At 69.5% G+C, this 19,450-nt stretch carries 20 protein-coding genes; 7 read left to right on the top strand and 13 right to left on the bottom strand.

The window, feature by feature from the left end:
- Nucleotides 1–453: 453 nt before the first annotated feature.
- The 3 genes from purU to GH681_RS06190 all read right to left on the bottom strand — a co-directional run bounded on the left by purU (nucleotide 454) and on the right by GH681_RS06190 (nucleotide 4,010).
- Nucleotides 454–1,329 carry a formyltetrahydrofolate deformylase gene (gene purU, locus GH681_RS06200; protein WP_153160571.1) on the bottom strand — a complete coding sequence of 292 codons (876 nt, stop codon included), beginning with the start codon at nucleotides 1,327–1,329 and terminating at the stop codon, nucleotides 454–456.
- Between the two features lie 56 nt (nucleotides 1,330–1,385).
- Nucleotides 1,386–1,994, bottom strand: a complete 609-nt coding sequence (gene thrH / locus GH681_RS06195; RefSeq protein WP_153160570.1) for a bifunctional phosphoserine phosphatase/homoserine phosphotransferase ThrH — start codon at nucleotides 1,992–1,994, stop codon at nucleotides 1,386–1,388.
- A gap of 105 nt (nucleotides 1,995–2,099) precedes the next feature.
- The gene (locus GH681_RS06190) at nucleotides 2,100–4,010 is read right to left on the bottom strand and encodes an ATP-binding cassette domain-containing protein (RefSeq protein WP_153160569.1); all 1,911 of its coding nucleotides are present in this window, start codon (nucleotides 4,008–4,010) and stop codon (nucleotides 2,100–2,102) included.
- A 70-nt stretch (nucleotides 4,011–4,080) separates the two neighbouring features.
- Here GH681_RS06190 and GH681_RS06185 point away from each other — a divergent pair, with 70 nt between their 5' ends.
- Nucleotides 4,081–4,731, top strand: a complete 651-nt coding sequence (locus GH681_RS06185) for a hypothetical protein (RefSeq protein ID WP_153160568.1) — start codon at nucleotides 4,081–4,083, stop codon at nucleotides 4,729–4,731.
- Nucleotides 4,732–4,794: 63 nt separating this feature from the next.
- Here GH681_RS06185 and GH681_RS06180 read toward each other — a convergent pair whose 3' ends face one another.
- Both GH681_RS06180 and GH681_RS06175 read right to left on the bottom strand, forming a co-directional pair.
- Nucleotides 4,795–5,406, bottom strand: a complete 612-nt coding sequence (locus GH681_RS06180) for a 2-hydroxychromene-2-carboxylate isomerase (RefSeq protein ID WP_153160567.1) — start codon at nucleotides 5,404–5,406, stop codon at nucleotides 4,795–4,797.
- A gap of 31 nt (nucleotides 5,407–5,437) precedes the next feature.
- Entirely contained in the window at nucleotides 5,438–5,827 is a 390-nt protein-coding gene (locus tag GH681_RS06175) for a hypothetical protein (protein ID WP_153160566.1), read from the bottom strand.
- A gap of 87 nt (nucleotides 5,828–5,914) precedes the next feature.
- Here GH681_RS06175 and GH681_RS06170 point away from each other — a divergent pair, with 87 nt between their 5' ends.
- From GH681_RS06170 to GH681_RS06160, 3 genes are read left to right on the top strand one after another with little or no spacing between them, the layout of a single operon-like run.
- Nucleotides 5,915–7,117, top strand: coding sequence for an NYN domain-containing protein (locus GH681_RS06170; RefSeq protein ID WP_153160565.1), 1,203 nt, complete (start codon nucleotides 5,915–5,917; stop codon nucleotides 7,115–7,117).
- 11 nt (nucleotides 7,118–7,128) lie between these two features.
- Nucleotides 7,129–7,875 (top strand): SDR family oxidoreductase, encoded by a 747-nt coding sequence (locus GH681_RS06165; protein WP_153160564.1) that lies wholly within the window; start codon nucleotides 7,129–7,131, stop codon nucleotides 7,873–7,875.
- Nucleotides 7,856–8,698: an AraC family transcriptional regulator gene (locus GH681_RS06160; RefSeq protein WP_153160563.1), complete on the top strand. Its 843-nt coding sequence runs from the start codon at nucleotides 7,856–7,858 to the stop codon at nucleotides 8,696–8,698. Before GH681_RS06165 ends, GH681_RS06160 begins: the two co-directional genes overlap by 20 nt.
- Here GH681_RS06160 and GH681_RS06155 read toward each other — a convergent pair.
- From GH681_RS06155 to GH681_RS06145, 3 genes are all read right to left on the bottom strand, one after another.
- Nucleotides 8,695–9,276: a LysE family translocator gene (locus GH681_RS06155; RefSeq protein WP_153160562.1), complete on the bottom strand. Its 582-nt coding sequence runs from the start codon at nucleotides 9,274–9,276 to the stop codon at nucleotides 8,695–8,697. The two genes, GH681_RS06160 and GH681_RS06155, sit on opposite strands and share 4 nt — an antisense overlap.
- Nucleotides 9,277–9,372: 96 nt before the next feature.
- Nucleotides 9,373–9,621 carry a GlsB/YeaQ/YmgE family stress response membrane protein gene (locus tag GH681_RS06150; protein WP_368666700.1) on the bottom strand — a complete coding sequence of 83 codons (249 nt, stop codon included), beginning with the start codon at nucleotides 9,619–9,621 and terminating at the stop codon, nucleotides 9,373–9,375.
- Between the two features lie 54 nt (nucleotides 9,622–9,675).
- Nucleotides 9,676–10,962, bottom strand: coding sequence for a TIGR03862 family flavoprotein (locus GH681_RS06145; RefSeq protein ID WP_153160560.1), 1,287 nt, complete (start codon nucleotides 10,960–10,962; stop codon nucleotides 9,676–9,678).
- A gap of 109 nt (nucleotides 10,963–11,071) precedes the next feature.
- On the opposite strand from GH681_RS06145, the gene GH681_RS06140 reads away from it, so the two are divergent.
- Nucleotides 11,072–11,725, top strand: coding sequence for a c-type cytochrome (locus GH681_RS06140; RefSeq protein WP_153160559.1), 654 nt, complete (start codon nucleotides 11,072–11,074; stop codon nucleotides 11,723–11,725).
- On the opposite strand, the gene GH681_RS06135 is transcribed toward GH681_RS06140, so the two are convergent.
- From GH681_RS06135 to GH681_RS06125, 3 genes are read right to left on the bottom strand one after another with little or no spacing between them, the layout of a single operon-like run.
- Nucleotides 11,718–12,200 (bottom strand): universal stress protein, encoded by a 483-nt coding sequence (locus tag GH681_RS06135; protein ID WP_153160558.1) that lies wholly within the window; start codon nucleotides 12,198–12,200, stop codon nucleotides 11,718–11,720. The genes GH681_RS06140 and GH681_RS06135 overlap by 8 nt on opposite strands.
- A gap of 16 nt (nucleotides 12,201–12,216) precedes the next feature.
- On the bottom strand, nucleotides 12,217–12,588 hold the full coding sequence (locus GH681_RS06130) for a hypothetical protein (protein ID WP_153160557.1): 372 nt from the start codon (nucleotides 12,586–12,588) through the stop codon (nucleotides 12,217–12,219).
- The gene (locus GH681_RS06125) at nucleotides 12,588–13,856 is read right to left on the bottom strand and encodes a putative Na+/H+ antiporter (protein ID WP_153160556.1); all 1,269 of its coding nucleotides are present in this window, start codon (nucleotides 13,854–13,856) and stop codon (nucleotides 12,588–12,590) included. Before GH681_RS06125 ends, GH681_RS06130 begins: the two co-directional genes overlap by 1 nt.
- Nucleotides 13,857–14,013: 157 nt before the next feature.
- Here GH681_RS06125 and GH681_RS06120 point away from each other — a divergent pair, with 157 nt between their 5' ends.
- Together GH681_RS06120 and GH681_RS06115 are read left to right on the top strand one after the other, a co-directional pair.
- Entirely contained in the window at nucleotides 14,014–15,573 is a 1,560-nt protein-coding gene (locus GH681_RS06120) for a sensor histidine kinase (protein ID WP_228111799.1), read from the top strand.
- Nucleotides 15,570–16,169 (top strand): response regulator transcription factor, encoded by a 600-nt coding sequence (locus GH681_RS06115; protein WP_153160555.1) that lies wholly within the window; start codon nucleotides 15,570–15,572, stop codon nucleotides 16,167–16,169. The genes GH681_RS06120 and GH681_RS06115 overlap by 4 nt, the downstream gene beginning before the upstream one ends.
- On the opposite strand, the gene rodA is transcribed toward GH681_RS06115, so the two are convergent.
- Nucleotides 16,156–17,325, bottom strand: a complete 1,170-nt coding sequence (rodA, locus tag GH681_RS06110; protein ID WP_153160554.1) for a rod shape-determining protein RodA — start codon at nucleotides 17,323–17,325, stop codon at nucleotides 16,156–16,158. The genes GH681_RS06115 and rodA overlap by 14 nt on opposite strands.
- 153 nt (nucleotides 17,326–17,478) lie before the next feature.
- On the bottom strand, nucleotides 17,479–19,413 hold the full coding sequence (locus GH681_RS06105) for an amidohydrolase (RefSeq protein WP_153160553.1): 1,935 nt from the start codon (nucleotides 19,411–19,413) through the stop codon (nucleotides 17,479–17,481).
- Nucleotides 19,414–19,450: the final 37 nt, after the last annotated feature.

The following is a 19,450-nucleotide window of genomic DNA, read 5'->3' as shown; positions in this document are numbered from 1 at the left end:
TCTTATCTGGTTTGCTCAAAGTGGCTTGCAATTAATTTACAAAAATATGTAAAACACCCCGACTTGGGGGGCGTAACGCCGGTCTGGCAGGGTGTGAATGCCCGGTCTGTGCATAATTTCGCGCGATGGAATTGCAGCGAAGGAATTCGACCAATTGTGTCGAAATAGATGGCAAGCCATATTCGTGGTTGGGGTGTGATCTTCTGCGCGGCGGAAATTGATTTGATGTCGAGCCCTTGCCGCGTGCGGCCCGAATTGGGGCGCAGCCGGGGAGTGAAATGTTCTGGGGGTTTCCCGTTGCTCCGCCCGATTCGGGTCTGTCGAAAATCCTTACAGCGACTTATTTCACGGTCGATGAATGACCCATTCCGGTCGCCGGGGCCGGACGAAAAAAAGCCGGCCTCGAAAGGCCGGCGGGGCGACGCGGGGTGGTGGCGGACCGCGGAGCGGGTGTCAGCGGAACACGACGGTCTTGTTGCCGTGGATCAGCACCCGGTCTTCGAGGTGGTAGCGCAGGCCGCGGGCCAGCACGGCCTTCTCGATGTCCTTGCCGTAGCGGACCATGTCCTCGACCGAATCGGAGTGGTCGATGCGGATCACGTCCTGCTCGACGATCGGCCCCTGGTCGAGGTCGGCGGTCACGTAGTGGCAGGTGGCGCCGATCAGCTTGACGCCCTTGGTGTAGGCCTGATGATAGGGCTTGGCGCCGACGAAGCTGGGCAGGAAGCTGTGGTGGATGTTGATGATCTTGCCCGGGTGGGCGGCGCACAGCTCGGGGGAGAGGATCTGCATGTAGCGCGCCAGCACCATGGTGTCGCCGCGGGATTCCTCGAACAGGCGTTGCACTTCGGCGTAGGCCTGGGCCTTGTTGTCGGGGGTGACGGGCACGTGGTGGAAGGGGATGCCGTGCCACTCCACGAAGCCGCGGAAGGTCTCGTGGTTGGAGATCACGCAGGGGATCTCGATGTCGAGCTCCTTCGACTGCCAGCGGGCCAGCAGGTCGTAGAGGCAGTGTTCCTGCTTGGAGACGAGGATCACCACGCGCTTCTTGACCGCCGAGTCGGTGATCTTCCAGTCCATGTTCAGCTCTTCGGCGATCGGGCGAAAACGCTCGCGGAACTCGGAGAGCATGAAGGGCAGCGAGTCGGCGCGGATCTCGATGCGCATGAAGTAGCGCCCGCGGCTGTCGGCGTCGACGGCCGGCTCGGCGTGGAGGGCGGTTTCGAGGATCCAGCCCTTGTGCTCGGCGATGAAGCCGGAGACCTTGGCGACGATGCCGGTGCGGTCGGGGCAGGAAGCGGAGAGGGTGTAGAAGCGTTCGCGATGCATGGCGGGTCCGGCACCGGCCGGCGGCCGGTGGGCCGCGACCGGGTGCTGTGGGGAGATCAGATGCGGGCGGAGGCGGCGCGGATCTGGGCCATCAGGCCGCTGTATTCGCGCTCGACGGGGAACTGCGGGAACTCGGCGATGACGTTGTCCGGGGCGCGGAACAGGATGCCGGCGTTGGCTTCCTTGAGCATCGCGGTGTCGTTGTAGGAATCGCCCGCGGCGATGACCTTGAAGTTGATCTCCTTGAAGCGCTGGACGGCTTCCTTCTTCTGGTTGGCCATGCGCAGGTGGTAGTTAACCAGGTAGCCCTCGGCGTCGGCTTCGAGCTTGTGGCAGAACAGCGTGGGCATGCCCAGCTGCTGCATCAGCGGCATGGCGAATTCGTAGAAGGTGTCGGACAGGATGATGACCTGGAAATCCTGGCGCAGGGCGTCGAGGAAATCCTTGGCGCCGGGTTCGGGGCCCATCTCGGAGATGACCTTCTGGATGTCGGGCAGGCCCAGCTTGTGCTGCTTGAGCAGATCCAGGCGGTACTTCATCAGCTTGTCGTAGTCGGGCTCGTCGCGGGTGGTGCGACGCAGTTCGGGGATGCCGGTGCGCTCCGCGAATTCGATCCAGATTTCAGGGACGAGGACACCTTCGAGGTCGAGACAGACGAGTTGCACGGCGGGTAGCTCCAGATTACGACGGTTGATTTTGGCGAAAGGGCGATTCTAGCAAACAGACCGGCACGGCTTATGCCGAATCCGTCGCGATTGGTGACGCAGGGTTCAGTCGGCGGGGATGGCTTCGAGGGCCTCGTGGAGTTCGAGCCAGCGCAGTTCGGCTTCGTCGATCTTCTCGGTGAGCTCGGCCTGGCGCTTGAGGAGTTTGGGCACCTCGCCGGCGTCGGGGCCGGTGTAGAGGTCCGGGTCGGCGAGGCGCTCGTCGAGCTTGGCCTTCTCGGCGTTCCAGGGGACGAGCTTCTTGTCGAGCTGTTCGAGCTCCTTCAGCAGCGGGCGGCGGGCTGCGAGGCGGGCCTGGCGGTCGGCGGCGGCGGCTTCGCGTTCGGCCTTGCGGCTGGCCTTGTCGGCGGCTTTGTCCGGGCACTGGGCGGCGGCGGCATCGGCGCTGCGCTTCTGGGCGAGCCAGGCCTTGTAGTCGTCCAGGTCGCCGTCGAAGGGCTGCAGGCGGCCATCGTCCACCAGCAGGAAGCGGTCGCAGGTGGCGCGCAGCAGCGCCCGGTCGTGGGAGACGATGACCATCCCGCCTTCGTAATCCTGCAGCGCCAGGGTGAGGGCGTGGCGCATCTCCAGGTCGAGGTGGTTGGTGGGTTCGTCCAGCAGCAGCAGGTTGGGCTTGCCCCAGATCAGCAGGGCCAGGGCGAGGCGGGATTTCTCGCCGCCCGAGAACGGGCCGCAGGGCGTGGTGGCCATGTCGCCCCGGAAATCGAAGCCGCCGATGTAGTCGCGGAGCTCCTGCTCGCGGGTCTGCGGGTCGAGGCGCAGCATGTGCTGGAGCGGCGACTCTTCGGGGCGCAGGCTCTCCAGCGCGTGCTGGGCGAAGTAGCCGAGCGCGAGGCCCTTGCCTTCGCGGCGCTCGCCGGCGGTGGGCTTGAGCCCGCCCGAGAGCAGCTTGATGAGGGTCGACTTGCCGGCGCCGTTGCGGCCCAGGAGGCCGATGCGCTCGCCGGGGCGGATGGTGAGCTTCATGCCGGCCAGGATCGGCTTGTCGGCGTAGCCGACGGCGGCGTCTTCGATCTGCAGGAGCGGATCGGGCGCGGCGCCGCACTCGCGGAAGCTGAAGCTGAACGGCGTGTCGATGTGGGCCGCGGCGATGGTCTCCATCCGTTCCAGGGCCTTGATGCGGCTCTGGGCCTGGCGGGCCTTGGTGGCCTGGGCGCGGAAGCGGTCCACGTACTTCTGCAGGTGGGCGCGCTCGCGCTGTTGCTTTTCAAACAAAGCTTGTTGCTGAGACAACTTCTCGGCCCGCTGGCGTTCGAAGTCGGAGTAGCCGCCGGTGTAGAGCGTGAGGCGCTGGAATTCGATGTGGGCGATCTGATTGACCACCGCGTCGAGGAAATCCCGGTCGTGGGAGATCAGCACCAGCGTGCCGCGGTAGTCGCCGAGCCACTGCTCGAGCCAGATCACCGCGTCGAGATCCAGGTGGTTGGTGGGTTCGTCGAGCAGCAGCAGGTCGGAGCGGCACATCAGCGCCTGGGCGAGGTTGAGGCGCATCCGCCAGCCGCCCGAGAAATCCGCCACCGGGCGCTCCATGTCGGGGCCGGAAAAGCCCAGGCCGTCGAGCAGCGCGGCGGCGCGGGCGCGGGCGGCGTAACCGCCGATCTCCTGCAGGCGGCCGTGGAGGTGGCCGATCTCCTCGCCGTCGTGGGCGGCCTCGGCGGCCTCAAGGGCGGCTTCGATGCGGCGCAGCTCGGCGTCGCCGTCGAGCACGTAGTCGATGGCGGGGCGGGCGAGGGCCGGGGTTTCCTGGGCCACATGGGCGATGGTCCAGGCGGCGGGGATCTCGAGATCGCCCGAGTCCTGGTGCAGGTCGCCGCGCAGGAGCGCGAAGAGGCTGGATTTGCCGCAGCCGTTGGCGCCGGTGAGGCCGACCTTCCAGCCGGGGTGGATCTGCAGGCTGGCGCCTTCGATGAGGGTCTTCACGCCGCGGGCGAGGCGCAGGTTACGAAACTGGATCACGGGAGCGGAGGAAAGAAGGCGGCAAATCCGGTATTGTAAGCGGTCCCGTTGTCCATCGCCCTGCTGCACCATGCGCCTGCCCGTTTCTGCCGCCCTTTGCGCCCTCTTTTTAGCCGGTCCGGCCCTCGCCGCCGACGAGCCGGCCCCCGACATGGCCCGCGCCGCCGCGCTGCGCACCGAGGCGGGCGCGATCCGCGATGCCGCCGAGGCGCGTTTCACCGACGAGGAGATCGGCTGCTACAAGCGCTTCCTGGTCAATCGCTGCCTCGATCAGGCCAAGGAGCGCCGCGTGCTGGAGATCCGCCGCGCCCGCCAGATGGACCTGGAAGCCGGCCGCATCGAGCTGGCCGACAAGAACCGCCGCTACACCGAACGCAAGACCGAAGAGGCCGCCACCGCGCCCCAGAAGGCCGTCGAGCGCGCCGAGACCGAAGCCCGCAACCGCGCCGAGACCGAAGAGCGCCTGCGTCACCTGTCTGAAAAGGACGCCGAGCGCATCAAGACCGAGCAGGAGGCCAAGAGTCGCGGCATGCTCGAAGCCGAAGCCCGCCACCGCAAGGAAGCCGCCGACGCCCAGCGCCGCGCCGAAGAGGCCCAGGCCGCTGCCCAGCGCGCCGAACAGGCCCGCGGCGACAAGGCCGACTACGAAGAGCGGGCAGCGAAGAACGCCGAGAAGAAGGCCGAGAAGGCGAAGAAGGCCGCCGAACAGCAGCCGAAGTAGCCGGGTTCGCCGGCTGGTAAAGCAAGGGGGCCGCGTGCCCCCTTTCTCATGGGCGGCGGGCGTTCAGATCGTCGGCCCGTCCACCACCCACGCCAGGGCGTCTTCGAGTCGGTCGTTGCCCCAGAACATCTCGCCGTCCGGGGTGATGAAGCTGGGCGCGCCGAACAGGCCCCGCTCAGTGGCCTGCTCGGTCTGGCGGCGCAGGGCGAGCTTGTTGGGCTCGGCGGTGGCGTCGGCCAGCAGGGCGTCGGCGGGCAGGCCGAGGCGGGTGAGGATGGCGTGGATCACCGCCGGATCGGCGATGTCCTGGTCGTTGGCGAAGTTGGCGCTCATCACCGCCCGGGCGAAATCGCCGATCCACGGCTCGGCGGCGCCGAGGATCGCCACCCGCGCGGCGAGCACGCCGCTCCGCGGGAAGCGCGAGGGCATGGTGAGCGGCAGGCCGTAGCGCGCCGCCAGCCGGGCGAGATCCCGCCACATGTAGCGGCCCTTGGGCGGGTAGATGTTGAAGGGCGAGTCGTTCCAGCCCAGGGACAGGAACACCGGCCCGAGCAGGAAGGGCCGCCAGTTGATCGTCACGCCGGCGTCGCGGGCCAGGGGCTCGATGCGCATCACGGAAAGATAGGAATACGAGCTGGCGAACTCGAACCAGAAATCCAGGGTCTTGGCGCTCATGGGTTGGCTCCGCGGTGGGGATGACCCGAGTCTAGCACCCGGGCGGGGTGTCGGCGCCCGGCGGGGGCGAGGCATCCAGCATGCGCTCGCATTCGGCCATCAAGGTCTGGCCGAGTTCGGATTCGTGGTTCGGGTCGAGGGATTCCATCATCTCGTGCACGGTGTACAGCCCGGCCTCGCGGGACAGGCTGCCGGCGATCTGGCGGGCCAGCCGGTCGCTCAGATCCGACAGGTGGCGCCGGTCGGTGAGCGGCAGGCTGCGCTTGGTGCGGCCGAGCCAGTCGGCGCACAGGGTGGCGCCCTGGGCCTCGGTGGGCCACTGGCCGTGCTCGTACCACAGCGACAGGCGTTCGGCGACGAGGGCGAAGATCAGGGCGACGCGGGTGCCGCGGGCGTCGGCCGGTGGAAGGGGGCGGTTCATGCGGGAGCCTTGCGAAGCGGGGTGGGAAACCTAACACGGGTGAGCCATTGCGAGTAAGCTGCCAGCCATTCACGACAGGAGACGCCCATGGCCACTTCGCCCGAATCCACCAGCATGGCCCTGTTCTGCGATTTTGAGAACGTGGCCCTCGGCGTGCGCGACGCCAAGTACGAGAAGTTCGACATCAAGCTGGTGCTCGAGCGCCTGCTCCTGAAGGGCAGCATCGTCGTCAAGAAGGCCTACTGCGACTGGGATCGCTACAAGGGCTTCAAGGCCACGATGCACGAGGCCAACTTCGAGCTGATCGAGATTCCCCACGTGCGCCAGTCGGGCAAGAATTCCGCCGACATCCGGCTGGTGGTGGACGCGCTGGACCTCTGCTACACCAAGAGCCACGTCAATACCTTCGTGATCATCTCGGGCGATTCGGATTTCTCGCCGCTGGTGTCCAAGCTGCGCGAGAACGCCAAGCAGGTGATCGGCGTGGGCGTCAAGCAATCCACCTCCGATCTGCTCATCGCCAACTGCGACGAGTTCATCTTCTACGACGACCTGGTGCGCGAAACCCAGCGCGCCGCCGCCCGCCGCGAACCCAGGGAAGCCCAGCCGTCGCGCCGCAACGACGAGGACCGCCCGCGCCGCGAGGACGTGGAGGCCCGCCGCACCAAGGGCATCGAGATCGCCGTGCAGATCTTCGACGCGCTGGTGGCCGAGCGGGGCGACACCGGCAAGATCTGGGCGTCGGTGCTGAAGGAAGCCATCAAGCGCCGCAAGCCGGATTTCAGCGAGACCCGCTATGGTTTCCGGGCCTTCGGCAACCTGCTCGAAGAAGCCCAGGCCCGCGGCCTGCTGGAGTTCGGTCGCGACGAGAAATCCGGCGCCTACGTGTATCGCAGCAGCGCCGCGCGCCATGAGCAGGTGCCGGTGGACCTGCCGGTGTCCGAAGTCGTCGCACACCACACGGAAATCGCCGAGCCGCCCGCCGTGCCCGAAGCCCCCGCCGCCAAGCCCGACAGCCGCCGCAAGCGCACCAGCAGCCGCAAGTCGGCCAAGGCCGCCGAAGTCGCGCCGGAGCCGGTGATCGAAACGCCGCCCGAACCCGCGCTAGCCCCCGAACCCGAGCCCGAAGCGCAGCCCAAGGCCGACACCCGGCGCAAGCGTAGCCCCAGCCGCAAGAGCACCAAGGCCACCGAAGCCGCCCCGGCCGCGCCGGAGCCCGCCCCTGAGGCGCCGGCCGCCGAGCCCAAGCCGGCCACCCGCCGCCGCCGCACCCGCAAGACCGAATCCTGACGGTGGCTTCGATGGGCCGGAATCTCCTCGTCACCGGCGGCTCCCGGGGCATCGGCGCCGCCATCGCCCGGCTGGCTGCCGCGCGGGGGTACGCCGTGTGCCTCAGCTATCACACCGACCACAGCGCCGCCGAAGCCGTGGTGGCCGAGATCGCCGCCCAGGGCGGAACGGCCGTCGCGGTGCAGGCCGATGTGGCGGTCGAGTCGGACGTGCTGCGGCTCTTCGCCGAAGCCGACGCGCGCCTCGGCCCTCTGGATGCGCTGGTGAACAACGCCGGCATCCTGGCCCGCCAGATGCGCGTGGACGAGATGGACGCCGCGCGCCTCGAGCGCGTTTTTGCCACCAACATCACCGGCGCCTTCCTGTGCGCCCGCGAGGCGGTGCGGCGGATGTCCACCCGCCACGGCGGGCGCGGCGGCGCCATCGTCAACCTGTCGTCCCGGGCGGCGCGGATCGGCTCGCCCGGTGAATACGTGGATTACGCCGCCTCCAAGGCCGCCATCGACACCCTCACCCTGGGCCTCGCCAAGGAAGTGGCGACCGAGGGCATCCGCGTCAATGGGGTGGCGCCGGGCCTCATCGAGACGGAGATCCACGCCAGTGGCGGCGAACCCGGCCGGGTGGCGCGGCTGGCGCCGGGCGTGCCGATGCAGCGGGGCGGCACGCCGGACGAAGTGGCTCGCGCCGTGCTGTGGCTGCTGTCGGATGAGGCCAGTTACACCACCGGAAGCATCCTCGATGTGGCCGGCGGACGCTGAGCGGCCGGCTGCGTCTGCGCCCCGTTTCTGGCGCGACGCGGCGCTGCCCCACGTCGAGCTGCGCTCGGTCGAGGACGGCCGGCGGGTGTGCTACGCGCCCCATTCCCACGACAGCTTCTCCATCGGCGTGATCACCGGCGGCGTCAGCACCTATGCCAACGGGCGCCTGCGCGAGCGGGTGGGGCCGGGCTCGGTGGTGGTGGTCAATCCCGAGGAAGTCCATGCCTGCAACCCGGTGGATGGCCAGCCCTGGGCGTACCACATGCTGTTCCTCGACGCGGCGTGGCTGGCCCGCCAGCAGGCGGCGCTGGGGCTCCCGGACGGGCGGGATTTCCAGCCCTTTGCCACCGCGGCAAGCCGCGATCCGCTGCTGGCCGAAGGCTTGATGCGCCTGCAGGCGCTGCTCCACGACGGGCAGGCCGAGCAGCTCGAGAAGGAGAGCGCGGCGGTGGCCTTCGCCGCCCTGCTGCAGGCCCGCCTGGATCCGGCGCCGGCCGTGCCCGCAGGCGCCGACGACCGGCTCGCCCGGGCCGCCGAGTTCATCGCCGACAACTGCACCCGGCCTCTCAGCCTGGGCGACATCTGCGCCGCGGCGGGGCTGTCGGAGTCCTACCTGATCCGCGCCTTCCAGCGGCGCTACGGCCTCACGCCCCACGCCTTCCTCATCGACCGGCGCATCCGCTACAGCCGGGCCCGCCTGCGTCGTGGCCATGCCATCGCCGAGGTGGCGGCGGACGCCGGCTTTGCCGATCAGGCCCACCTCCACCGGGCCTTCAAGCGGCTGGTGGCGGCCACGCCGGGGCAGTACCGGGCCCCAGCTTAGAGCAGGAACAGTGCGCTGCCCGCCAGCAGCGCGGCCATCAGGCGGTTGAAGGCGCGGATGCGCGCCGGGCTGTCCAGGTGGCGGCGCAGGTGGGCGCCGGCGTAGGCCCAACTGCCCACCGACAGATAGCAGATCACGAAGTAGATCCCCGCAAACAGCCACACCCGGGCCGGATCGCCGTCGGCCAGATAGGCGCCGGTGCCGGCCACCGCGGCCAGCCAGGCCTTGGGGTTGAGCCACTGCATCACCGCGCCGGCCAGCAGCGTTGGCCCCGCGTCGGCCGGCCCGGCAGCGAGCCGGCCATCATCGGCCGCCAGGCGGATCGCCAGATACACCAGAAAGGCTACGCCGGCCCAGCGCACGATGTCGGTCAGGCCCGGCCAGCGCTGGAGGATCTCCTGCAGGCCGAGGCCGGTGAGCACCAGCAGCACGGTGAAGCCGACCGTGGCGCCGGTCACGTGGCGCAGGCTGGCCCGAAAGCCGTGGCGGGCGCCGGCGCCGAGGGCCACCAGATTCACCGGGCCGGGGGAGAGGGAGGCCGCCAGCGCAAAGGCGGCCATCGAGAGGACGAGGTTCATGGACATCACCGGTTGGAGTTCGCAGGGTACAAACCCCAAGGTAGCGGCGATGTCCGCCGGGCGTCTTGAACAAAACTGCCCCGGCGGGCTTGCGGTTTACTTCAGGCCGAGCTTCCCGGCGACGATCAGTAGCACGACGGCGCCGACCACCGAGCCGATGAAGCCGGCGCCCTGGCCGGCCTGGTAGAGGCCCAGCGCCTGACCGCCGTAGGTGGCGGCCAAGGAGCCGCCGATGCCGAACAGGATGGTCTTGATCCAGCCCATGTTGTCGTCGCCGGGTTTGATGAAGCGGGCGACGAGACCGACGAGGAGGCCGATGATGATGGTGGAGAGCATGGCGGTCATCCTTCAGGTGAAAAGCAGAAGGGCCACTCTAGCCCCCGACCGATGACCGGCAGGTTAAATCGTGTGACGCTCCGCCCGCGCCGCGAGCCAGTCGCGCACGCCCTCGCCGGCCCGCCGGCCGCTGGCGAAGCAGGCGGTGAGCAGGTAGCCGCCGGTGGGCGCCTCCCAGTCGAGCATCTCGCCGGCGCAGAACAGGCCGGGCTGGCGCTTCACCATCAGGCCGTCGTCCAGTTCCTCGAAGCGCACCCCGCCAGCGCTGCTGATCGCTTCGTCCAGCGGCCGCGGCGCGACGAGGCGCACCGGCAGGGCCTTGATGGCGCTGGCCAGGCGGGCGGGATCGGCCAGATCTTCGGAGGGCACGCATTCGCGCAGCAGGGCCATCTTGAGCCCGGCGATGCCGACCCGGCTCTGCAGGTGGCTCGCCAGCGAGCGGGCGCCGCGGGGATGGGCGACTTCCGCCAGCACCCGCTCCAGCGGCCGGCCGGGGGCGAGGTCGATCTCCAGCCACGCCTCGCCAGCGGCCTCGATGCGCTCGCGGATGGCGGCCGACAGGGCGTAGATCAGGCTGCCCTCGATGCCGTCGGCGGTGAGCATGGCTTCGCCGACCCGGGGTGGGGCCGCGTCGCCGGCGAGGCGGATCGCCACCGACTTGAGGGGCTGGCCGGCAAAGCGGCTCGCGAGGTGCTCGCTCCAGCCCGCCGCAGCGCGGGGCGAGGCCACCAGAAAGCCGCAGTTGGCCGGGCGCAGGGGGGCCACGGCGATGCCCTTTTCCGCCAGCCACGGCACCCACGCGCCGTCGGAGCCGAGCCGGGCCCAGCTGCCGCCGCCCAGGGCCAGCAGGGTGGCGTCGGCCGTCACCGCCAGGGGCCCGGCGGGCGTGGTGAAGGCCAGGCTGCCGTCGGCGTTCCAGCCGGTCCAGCGGTGGCGCGCGTGGATGCGCACGCCGGCTTCGCGCAGGCGGTGCAGCCACGCCCGCATCAGCGGCGCGGCCTTCATCTCGGCGGGAAACACCCGGCCCGAGGTGCCCACAAAGGTGGTCACGCCCAGCGCCTCGACCCAGTCGCGCAGGGCCTGGGGCGAAAATGCCGTCACCATCGGTTCAAGCTGGGCGCGGCGCGTGCCGTAACGGGACACGAAAGCCTCGAACGCCTCGGAATGGGTGATGTTGAGCCCGCCCTTTCCGGCCAGCAGGAACTTGCGCCCCACCGACGGCATGGCGTCGAAGACATCCGCATGAATGCCAGCGGCGGCCAGGGTTTCGGCGGCCATCAGGCCGGCCGGCCCGCCGCCGATGATGGCGACGCGAACGGTGCTGCGAGAGGGGGCGGAGGCGGCGGACATGCGGTCGATGACTGTGACAAAGGCGGAATTGTAGTTCGAGGCGGGCAGCTACAATGCCCATATCAGGCGCGGCGGGTCATATCGCCAGCCAGCCACAGAGGGGTTTCCGATGATGGGTATCAAACCGAAGGCCGCGGCGACACTGCTGGTCGCTGCGTTATGTGGGCTGGCCTTGCCGGCCGCGGCGGCGACGCCGGCGGATGGACGCGACATCCTCGCGCGGCTGCAGAAAGGCACGCCGGTCGAGCAGAAGGCCGCCATCGACGCCGGCCGCAAGGTGGCCCAGTTCTGCGCCAACTGCCACGGCGAGCAGGCCGGCGCCCGCTATGCCGAGCTGCCCAACCTGGCCGGCCAGCATCCCCTTTACCTGCTCAACCAGATCGAGGTGTTCCGCACCGGCCGGCGCCTGGAGCCCTTCATGCAGGGGCTGGGCAAGGCCCTGAGCGCGGAAGAGAAGGCCAGCGTGGCCTACTACTACGCCAACCTGCCGGCGACGCCGTCGGTGGCCACGCCGGGCCCGCGTTCGGCCGAGGGCGGCCAGCTGTTTGCCCGCAACTGCGTGCGCTGTCATGGCCCCGAGGCACGCGGCGGCGAGAACTTCCCGCGCCTCGCCGGCCAGCAGCCGGAATACCTGCGCCAGACCCTCAAGCGCTACCTGAAGGGCGGCCCGGAGCGCATCTACCCGCCGATGACCGCCGCGGTGATGGCCCTGGGCGAGCAGAACATCGAGGCGGTGGTGGCCTACCTGTCCAGCCTCAAGTAGTCCGCTCCAGGGCTGCTGGCGGGCGGGCCGGGGTGATGGGGATGCCGCGCCGGGCGCGCTGCAGTCGTCGGGCAAGACTTCGGCCCAGCAGATCAGGCCAGCCGGGGTCCGGCACCACGATTCCCGTGCAGCCGAGCTGCTCGGCCAGATCGAGGATGCCAGGCACGGGCGGCGCTTCGCGGAACAGGCTGCGGCAGACGATGCCGGCGTCCCGCAGGGGCAGGGCGGCTTCTTCCAGAAATACGCGTGACCGGGCCTCGAAGTGGCGGTGGATCTCCTGCTCGGTGCGGAAGCGCCGCACCGTCCAGTGGCACACCGGCGCGACGATGTAGAGCAGATACACCGCCACCGGCCCGGCCTCCCGATGAGTCCGGAGCGCGTGGGTAATCCCCCACTTCGACGCCGCGGTGGCGTCGATGGGGATCAGCAGCCGGTGATGGGCGTGGTCTTCCGGTTGTGCGGCGGCGGTGTTCATGGTCGCGCGCTCCGTGTCAGGGGGCGTCGGCGCCGGGCGGCGCGGCGGGGGGATGATCCCGGCGGTAGGCCGCCTGCAGGCCGCGGCGGAGCCGTCGCAGGTAGAACGGCCCGGTCAGCGCGACCAATGCCGGCATCGCCATCACCATCTGGGCCAGAAAGAGCAGGGGTTGCGGTACGTCGAGGCCAGTCGGCGGGCGCAGCAGCCAGGTCACCAGCACCAGGCTGGCGATCACCGAGATGCGCTCGACAACGTCCGCTTCGATCGATCTTGCCTTCTCCAGCACGCCCGGCCAGTCGCGCACGGGCCAGGCCCGCAGGCGTGGGAACAGGCTGACCAGCACCCATTGCAGCCAGCGTGACCGGAGGATCGGGCTGGCGGCCGACATCACAGCACCTGGAAGGCCAGGATGGCGACGCAGGTGGGGGGCAGCGCGGCCAGGAACAGGCCCATCGGGCTGATGGATTCGTCGTCGAAGTTCGATTTGAGGATCGCCACGCCGGCGGGGTTCGGCGCATTGGCGATGAAGGTGAGGCCGCCGCCCGTCACCGCGCCGGCGACGATGGCGTACTTGAATTCGGGCGACACGCCGTCCACCAGAGAGGCCAGGTAGGTCAGTGCGGCGTTGTCCGTCAGGGCGGTCAGCGCGGTGGCGAGGAAGTACAGCAGGGTCGGCTCCACGCCGACCAGCGCCTGTTGCAGCCACCACTGCTGGAGCCCGCCGAGCACCACCAGCCCGGCCAGGAAGAACGCCACCAGCAGGCCTTCGCGCAGGATCAGGCGGTCCTGGTGGGTCTTGTAGGCTTCGGTGAAGCCCAGGAAGAACAGGAACAGCCCCATGAACACCACCGGGTGGTGGGCGAAGAAGACTGCCCCGATCAGGAAGGCGAGATGAATGCCGCTGATCGTGACGGGGACCGGGGCGCGTTGGGTGTCCGGGTCGATCTGGCCCCGCTCGGCAAGCTCCTCGCGGAAGAACCACGTGAGGATGATGGCATTCGCAAACACTGCGACGGCCGCCTTCCAGCCGAAGTGGGAGATCATGTAGAGGGTGTCCCACTGCCACTTCGCGGCGACCATCAGCACCGGCGGCGCGGCGAAATGGGTGAGCGTGCCGCCGATGGAGACATTCACGAAGAGCATCCCCAGGGTGGCGTACTTGAGCCGGTTGGACAGGCCCTGCTGGTAGTAACCGTCGCGCAGCATCAGCGCCGCGAGGGTCATGGCGGCCGGTTCGGTGATGAAGGAGCCCAGCAGCGGGACCACCGACAGGCACAGGAAGTAGGTCGCCACGGCGCGATGGATCGGAATCACCGACGCCAGCAGGCGTACCACGCCGATCACCGTGCTGACGATGGGGCGGCTTGCGGCGATCACCATCACCACGAACACGAACATCGGTTCGGTGAAGTTGCGTCCTTCCAGGTAGGCCACCGCGGCATCCTGCCCCGACAGGCAGAACAGGGTGGCGACCAGTACGAATGCCCATAGCCCGAACACCACCTCCACCTCGGCGAGCAGGTGCCACAGCCCGGCGTGACGGGGCTGGAGGTGAGCCAGATGGGCGAAGAAGCGGGTCGAGAACGTGTGGGCGACGGCGACCGCAAAGATTGCGGCAGCGGCGATTTCAGGCGCAGATGCGGCCAGGGAGAGCATGATCCGGGAACAGTGAGGAGTTGGCCTTACGGTACCCGGCCGCGCCGCCCCGGGAAATCCGGGAAGCACTTAGCGGAATCATGTACGTGTTTCCCTTGTTACGCGATCGGGGCGCCGGCTTCACAATGGCGCCATCTCAATCTGTTCGGCGTCATTCTTGCGCAAGCGTCTGCTCCCCCTCGTCTTCGTCAGCCTGTACATCGCCCTGGATGCGGCGAGTTTCATCCATCCGCTGCACGGACTGAACATCACGCCCTGGAACCCTGCGCCGGCCCTCGGGCTGGTCTATGTGCTGCGCCAGGGGCCCCTGGCGCGCGGGGCGTTCGTCGTGGCGGTGGTGGCCAGCGAGTTCCTCGTGCGGGATGTATCCCCCGAATGGTGGCGCAGCCTGTTGTCGGCGCTGATGCTCGCCGGCGGCTATCTGGCCCTGGCGGAAGTGCTCCGCCGGCGCATGGAGCCCGGATCGCTGCTCGACGGGCGCTCGGCGCTGCTGGGCTGGATGGTGCCGGTGGTGCTGGGCACGCTCCTCAACAGCGTGTTCTTCATCACCGGCCTCTGCGCGCTGGGGCTGCTGCCGGCCGAGGGCTGGCGCGGTGGTGTGCTGCAGTTCTGGGTGGGTGACATGGTGGGCATTGCGCTGGCGATGCCGCTGTTCTGGTGGCTGGCCGGCGAGCGCGGCCGCCTGATGCTGAAGGCGGCGCTGCTGCGCTGGGAAACCCTGGGCTACGCGCTGCTGTGCGTGGTGGCCTTGCTGGTGGCCTTCGGGCTGGGCGGCGGCAGCGGGTTCAAGCTGTTCTACTGGCTGTTCGTGCCGATCGCCTGGGCGGCGGCGCGCCAGGGCATGGCCGGCGCCATTGTTTCGGCCATGCTGCTGCAGATCGGGGTGATCGTGGCGGTGCAGTGGCTCGACTTCAGCGCGGTGACGGTGGCCGAGCTGCAGATGCTGGCCTTCGTGATGGCGTTGATCGGCTTTCTCATCGGCGGCGTGGTGGATGAACAGCGCCGCACCAGCGACGAGCTTCGCCAGACCCTGCGCCTCGCCGCCGCCGGCGAGATGGCGGGCGCCCTGGCCCACGAGCTCAATCAGCCGCTCACCGCGATGGGCGCCTACGCCTCGGCCTACGACACCCTCAAGGCGCGGGGCGAGAGCGGGGCGCGGCTCGATGCGGCCATCCACGGCATGCGCAGCGAGGCCCGCCGGGCCGGCGAGGTGGTCCAGCGGCTGCGGGATTTCTTCCGCACCGGGGCCACCCGTCTCGAGGACGTGGCGCTGGGCAGCCTCGTCGAGGCCGCCGCCGAACATTACCGGGACAAGGCCGCCGCGGCGGGGATCGCCTTCACGGTGAACGAGGTGCCGGACATCCACCTGCTGGCCGACCGGCTCCAGCTGGAAGTCGTGCTGCGCAACCTGTTGTCCAATGCCTTCGACGCGGTGCAGGCGCAGGCCACGGGGCCTCGCTGGGTCAGCCTCAGGGCCGACGTCCCGGCGGACGATCAGGTCTGCATCTGCGTCGAGGATTCCGGCCCCGGCCTCACGGCGCGGGAGCTCGGGCTCGTCTTCGAATCCTTCTATTCCGGCAAGTCGAGCGGGATGGGCCTGGGGCTGGCCATCAGCCGGGCCATTGCCGAGGCGCACGGCGGCAGCCTGACGGGCGAGGTCGCCGGCCACGGGCAGTTCAGGCTCGTCCTGCCGATCCGGGAAGCCATCACACCATGACCGACAATCTGACCGTATTCATCGTCGACGACGACCCCTCGGTGCGCGACGCGCTGGGGCTGCTGCTGGGCATTCACGACTACCGGGTGGCCATGTTCGCCGACGCCGACAGCTACCTGCGGGCTTTCAAGCCCCACTGGCGCGGCTGCCTGCTCCTGGACATCCGCATGCCCGGCATGGATGGGCTGACCCTGCAGCGCACCCTGCTCGATCAGGGCGCCAGCCTGCCGGTGGTCATCATGACCGGCCACGGAGATGTGGATTCGGCCCGGGCGGCGTTTCGTGCCCAGGCGGTGGATTTCCTCGAGAAGCCCATCGACGAGGGGCGGCTGCTGGCGGCCATCAGCGAAGCCTTCTCGCGCCAGCGCGAGACCCTCGACGCCGCGGCGAGCCGCGACCAGGCGCGCCGCCGCATCGACGGCCTGACCCAGCGGGAGCGCGAGGTGATGGAGCGGGTGGTGGCCGGGCGCCACAACCGCGAGATCGCGGCCGAGCTGGCGATCAGCCCGCGCACCGTCGAGGTCCACAAGGCGCGGATGATGGACAAGCTGGGGGTGGCCAGCGTGGCCGAGCTGGTGCGCCTCAGCCTGGGCTGAGGGCGGCCTTGCTCGCCCGGCCGGCGTTGCGGTCGTGGGCGATGGACATCAGCATCCCCAGCGAGATGCACAGGATCACCAGCGCGGTGCCGCCGTAGCTCATGAAGGGCAGCGGCACGCCGACCACCGGCAGCATGCCCGTCACCATGCCCATGTTCACGAAGGCGTAGGAGAAGATGCTGAGGGTGAGGCTGCCCGCCAGGTAGCGGCTGAAGCGGTCCTTGGTGGCGAGCGCGATGGACATGCCCCGCAGCACGAGCAGGATGTAGATTGCCAGCAGCACCAGCGCGCCGACCAGCCCGAGCTCCTCGGCCAGTACCGCGAAGATGAAGTCGGTGTGGCGCTCGGGCAGAAAGTCGAGCTGCGTCTGCGTGCCCAGCCCCCAGCCCTTGCCCCACACCCCGCCCGACCCCGTGGCGATCATCGCCTGGATGATGTGAAAACCCTTGCCCAGCGGGTCGGACGTGGGGTTGAGCATGGTGCATACCCGATGCTTCTGATATTCGCGCAGCAGCGGCCAGGGCCGGTCCTTCTCGCACAGGCTGTCGCCGAACAGCAGCAGCACCACCACGATGGCGAGCACGCCCACCACCAGCGGGGCGATCCACTTCCACGGGATGCCGGCCAGAAACAGCACGAAGAACCCAGCCAGGAAGACCAGGATCGCCGTGCCGAGGTCGGGCTGTTTGGCGATGAGCAGCACCGGCAACATCAGCAGGGCCACCGCCGCGAGGTGGTCGCGGTGGCGCAGCACCCCGTCCCGATGAAAGTAGAACCAGGCCAGCATCAGCGGCGCGGCGATCTTGAGGATCTCGGATGGCTGGATGCGGGTGAAACCCAGGTTCAGCCAGCGTTGGGCGCCCTTCGAGATGTCGCCGAACAGGGCCACGGCGATGAGCAGCACAATGCCCACGATATAGAGCGGCGGCGTGACGACGCGCAGGCGCTGGGGTGTCACGTGGGCCGCCGCGAGCAGGCAGGCGACGCCCACCGCCAGATTGGTGAGGTGGGCGTTGATCCGCTGGGGTGACGCGCTGGAGATGATCAGCGTGGCGAAGGCGAGCAGGACGACGGTGAGCAGCAGGAGGGGCCGGTCGAGGGGCGCGAGCAAGGTGCGCCACGCGCTGCCGGCCTTGAGGAGCAGCGAATTGTTCATGCGGGCAGGGCGGCTGGCCATCACTGGCCGGTGACCATCGACTATAGCCATCCGCCGCGCCCGGGATAATTCGGGAGTCGCTTAGGTTTCCTGCTTAGGGGTGTCCCTTAACGAGGGCAGGGCCGGGCACCGGCTGGCGCCCGGCTGCAGGGGTCAGCGGATGATCGGCACCCCGCCGTCCGGCCCGCCAAAGACGGCGGCGCCTTCCTTCACCACGCCGGTGACGCGGATCTCGCCCAGCTTGTCGGTGGGCGTCTTGAGGGGGTTGGCCGACAGCACGGTGATGTCGGCGAGCTTGCCGGCGGCGATGCTGCCCTTGATCTTCTCTTCGCCCAGCTGCCGCGCCGGCAGCAGGGTGAGGGCCTTCAGGGCGGTAAGCGGATCGAGCTGTTGGTCTTCGCCCACCGGGCGCTTCACCGCCGCGGCCATCACGCCGAAGGGCGACGGGGCGGTGAGGGCCGGATCGGCGTGGAGCAGGGTGGCGATGCCGCGGGCGTGGGCGCTGCCCGCCGGGGCGAAGCGGGCGGTGCGCTCGGGACCGAGCAGGTAATCGGCCAGCGCGGGCTTTGACAGCACCAGCCGCTGGGGCGCGAAGCTCAGGCTGGCGCCGGCCTCCTTGAGGGCGTCGAGCTGGTCGTCGCGGATGGTCTGGGCGCCCACCAGCAGCGGGTGGCGATCCTTGGCCGGGTGCTTGGCGGCGGCGGCGCGGATCGCCCCGATGAACTGGTCGATGGCCGCGTCGCCGTTGGCCTGAACCGCCACCTGCCAGCCGTTGGCGTAGGCGCGGGTGGCGAGCTCGGTGGCCACTTCGTCCGTCGCGCCGGGATAACCGGCAAACTTGGTGCGCTTGCCCGGCGGCGGCAGCTGGTAGGGCTGGGTGAGCCAGGCGCTGCGGTCTTCGGCTACGCCATCCAGGGCGAAGGACACGCCGGCCAGGCGCAGGCGGCTCTTGTAGTACTTGGGCCCGATGCTCTTGTGGCCCTTGAGCACGCTGCCGGCGCTGGCCAGATCGGCGTAGAAGGCCACGTCGAGCTTGAGGAGGCCGGCATCCGCGGCCTGGGTGTAGAGCGCGAGGTCGTCGGGCGTGGCGCGGGCCTCGACGGCGGTGGTGTAGCCGCTTTGCAGCATCAGGCTCTGGCCCTGCTGGATCATCGCCATCCGCTCGTCCTTCGGGAGCTGCGGCAGCGCGCCGAGCAGGGCGGTGGCGGCGGCGCCTTCGAGCACGCCATCCGGCTCCTTCGAGCCCGGCCAGCGGCCGATGCTGCCGCCCGGCGGGTCGATGCTGTCGCGGGTGATGCCGGCGAGCTTGAGCGCCTCGCTGTTGGCCACCACCTGACGGCCGGAGGCATGGACGATCAGCACCGGCTTGTCGCGGGAGACGCTGTCGAGATCGGTGCGGGAGAGGGGCCGCTGCTCGCGCAGGCGGCTGTCGTCGTAGCCAAAGCCGATGGTCCACCCGAAACGCTGGGCCAGCTCGCCGCGGCTCCAGTCACGCAGGGCGCGGAGCAGGCCATTCACGTCGGCAACGCTGCCTTCCGGCGGCGACTGCAGCTGCGCCGCCACGGTGGCGAGGCCCAGGCGCGACATCTGGCCCCAGGCGTCGATGAAGCCCGGCACGACGGTCTTGCCGGCCAGGTCCACCACCTCGGTGCCCTCGCTCTTCCAGCGGGCCAGGATGTCCTTGCTCTTGCCCACCGCGATGATCTTCGTGCCCTTGATGGCGATGGCCTGGGCGCTCGGGCGCTTGTCGTCGAGGGTGATGATGTCGCCGTTGGTGAGGATGATGTCCGACAGGGGCGGCGGAGGCGGCGCCGGTGGGGCAGCGTTCGGGTCGGCCGGGGCGCCGGGGGCGGCAGCGGTGGCCGGCGCGGGGGCGACAGGCGCCGCAGGCGCGGCCGGTTTGGCCGTCGCCGGAGCAGGCGCGGGCGTCGCCACCGGCTTGGCAGCGGCGGCGGTGGGCGCAGCGGCGGGTGCCGCAGGGGCCGGCTTGGCGGCCGTCTGTGCCAGCACGGCCGGGGTGGCCAGCGCCAGGGCAGTGGCCACGACCAGCGGGCGCAGGGACAGGGGGGATTTCTGGGCGGATCTCATGAACGGTACTCCGGAAGACGCGATGGCCGGTGGCGGC

It is taken from the genome of Zoogloea sp. 1C4 (assembly GCF_009469605.1).
Lineage (GTDB): Bacteria > Pseudomonadota > Gammaproteobacteria > Burkholderiales > Rhodocyclaceae > Zoogloea > Zoogloea oryzae.
The sequence above is the reverse complement of the archived record's forward strand: the minus strand, read 5'-3'. Positions and strand labels throughout refer to the sequence as shown.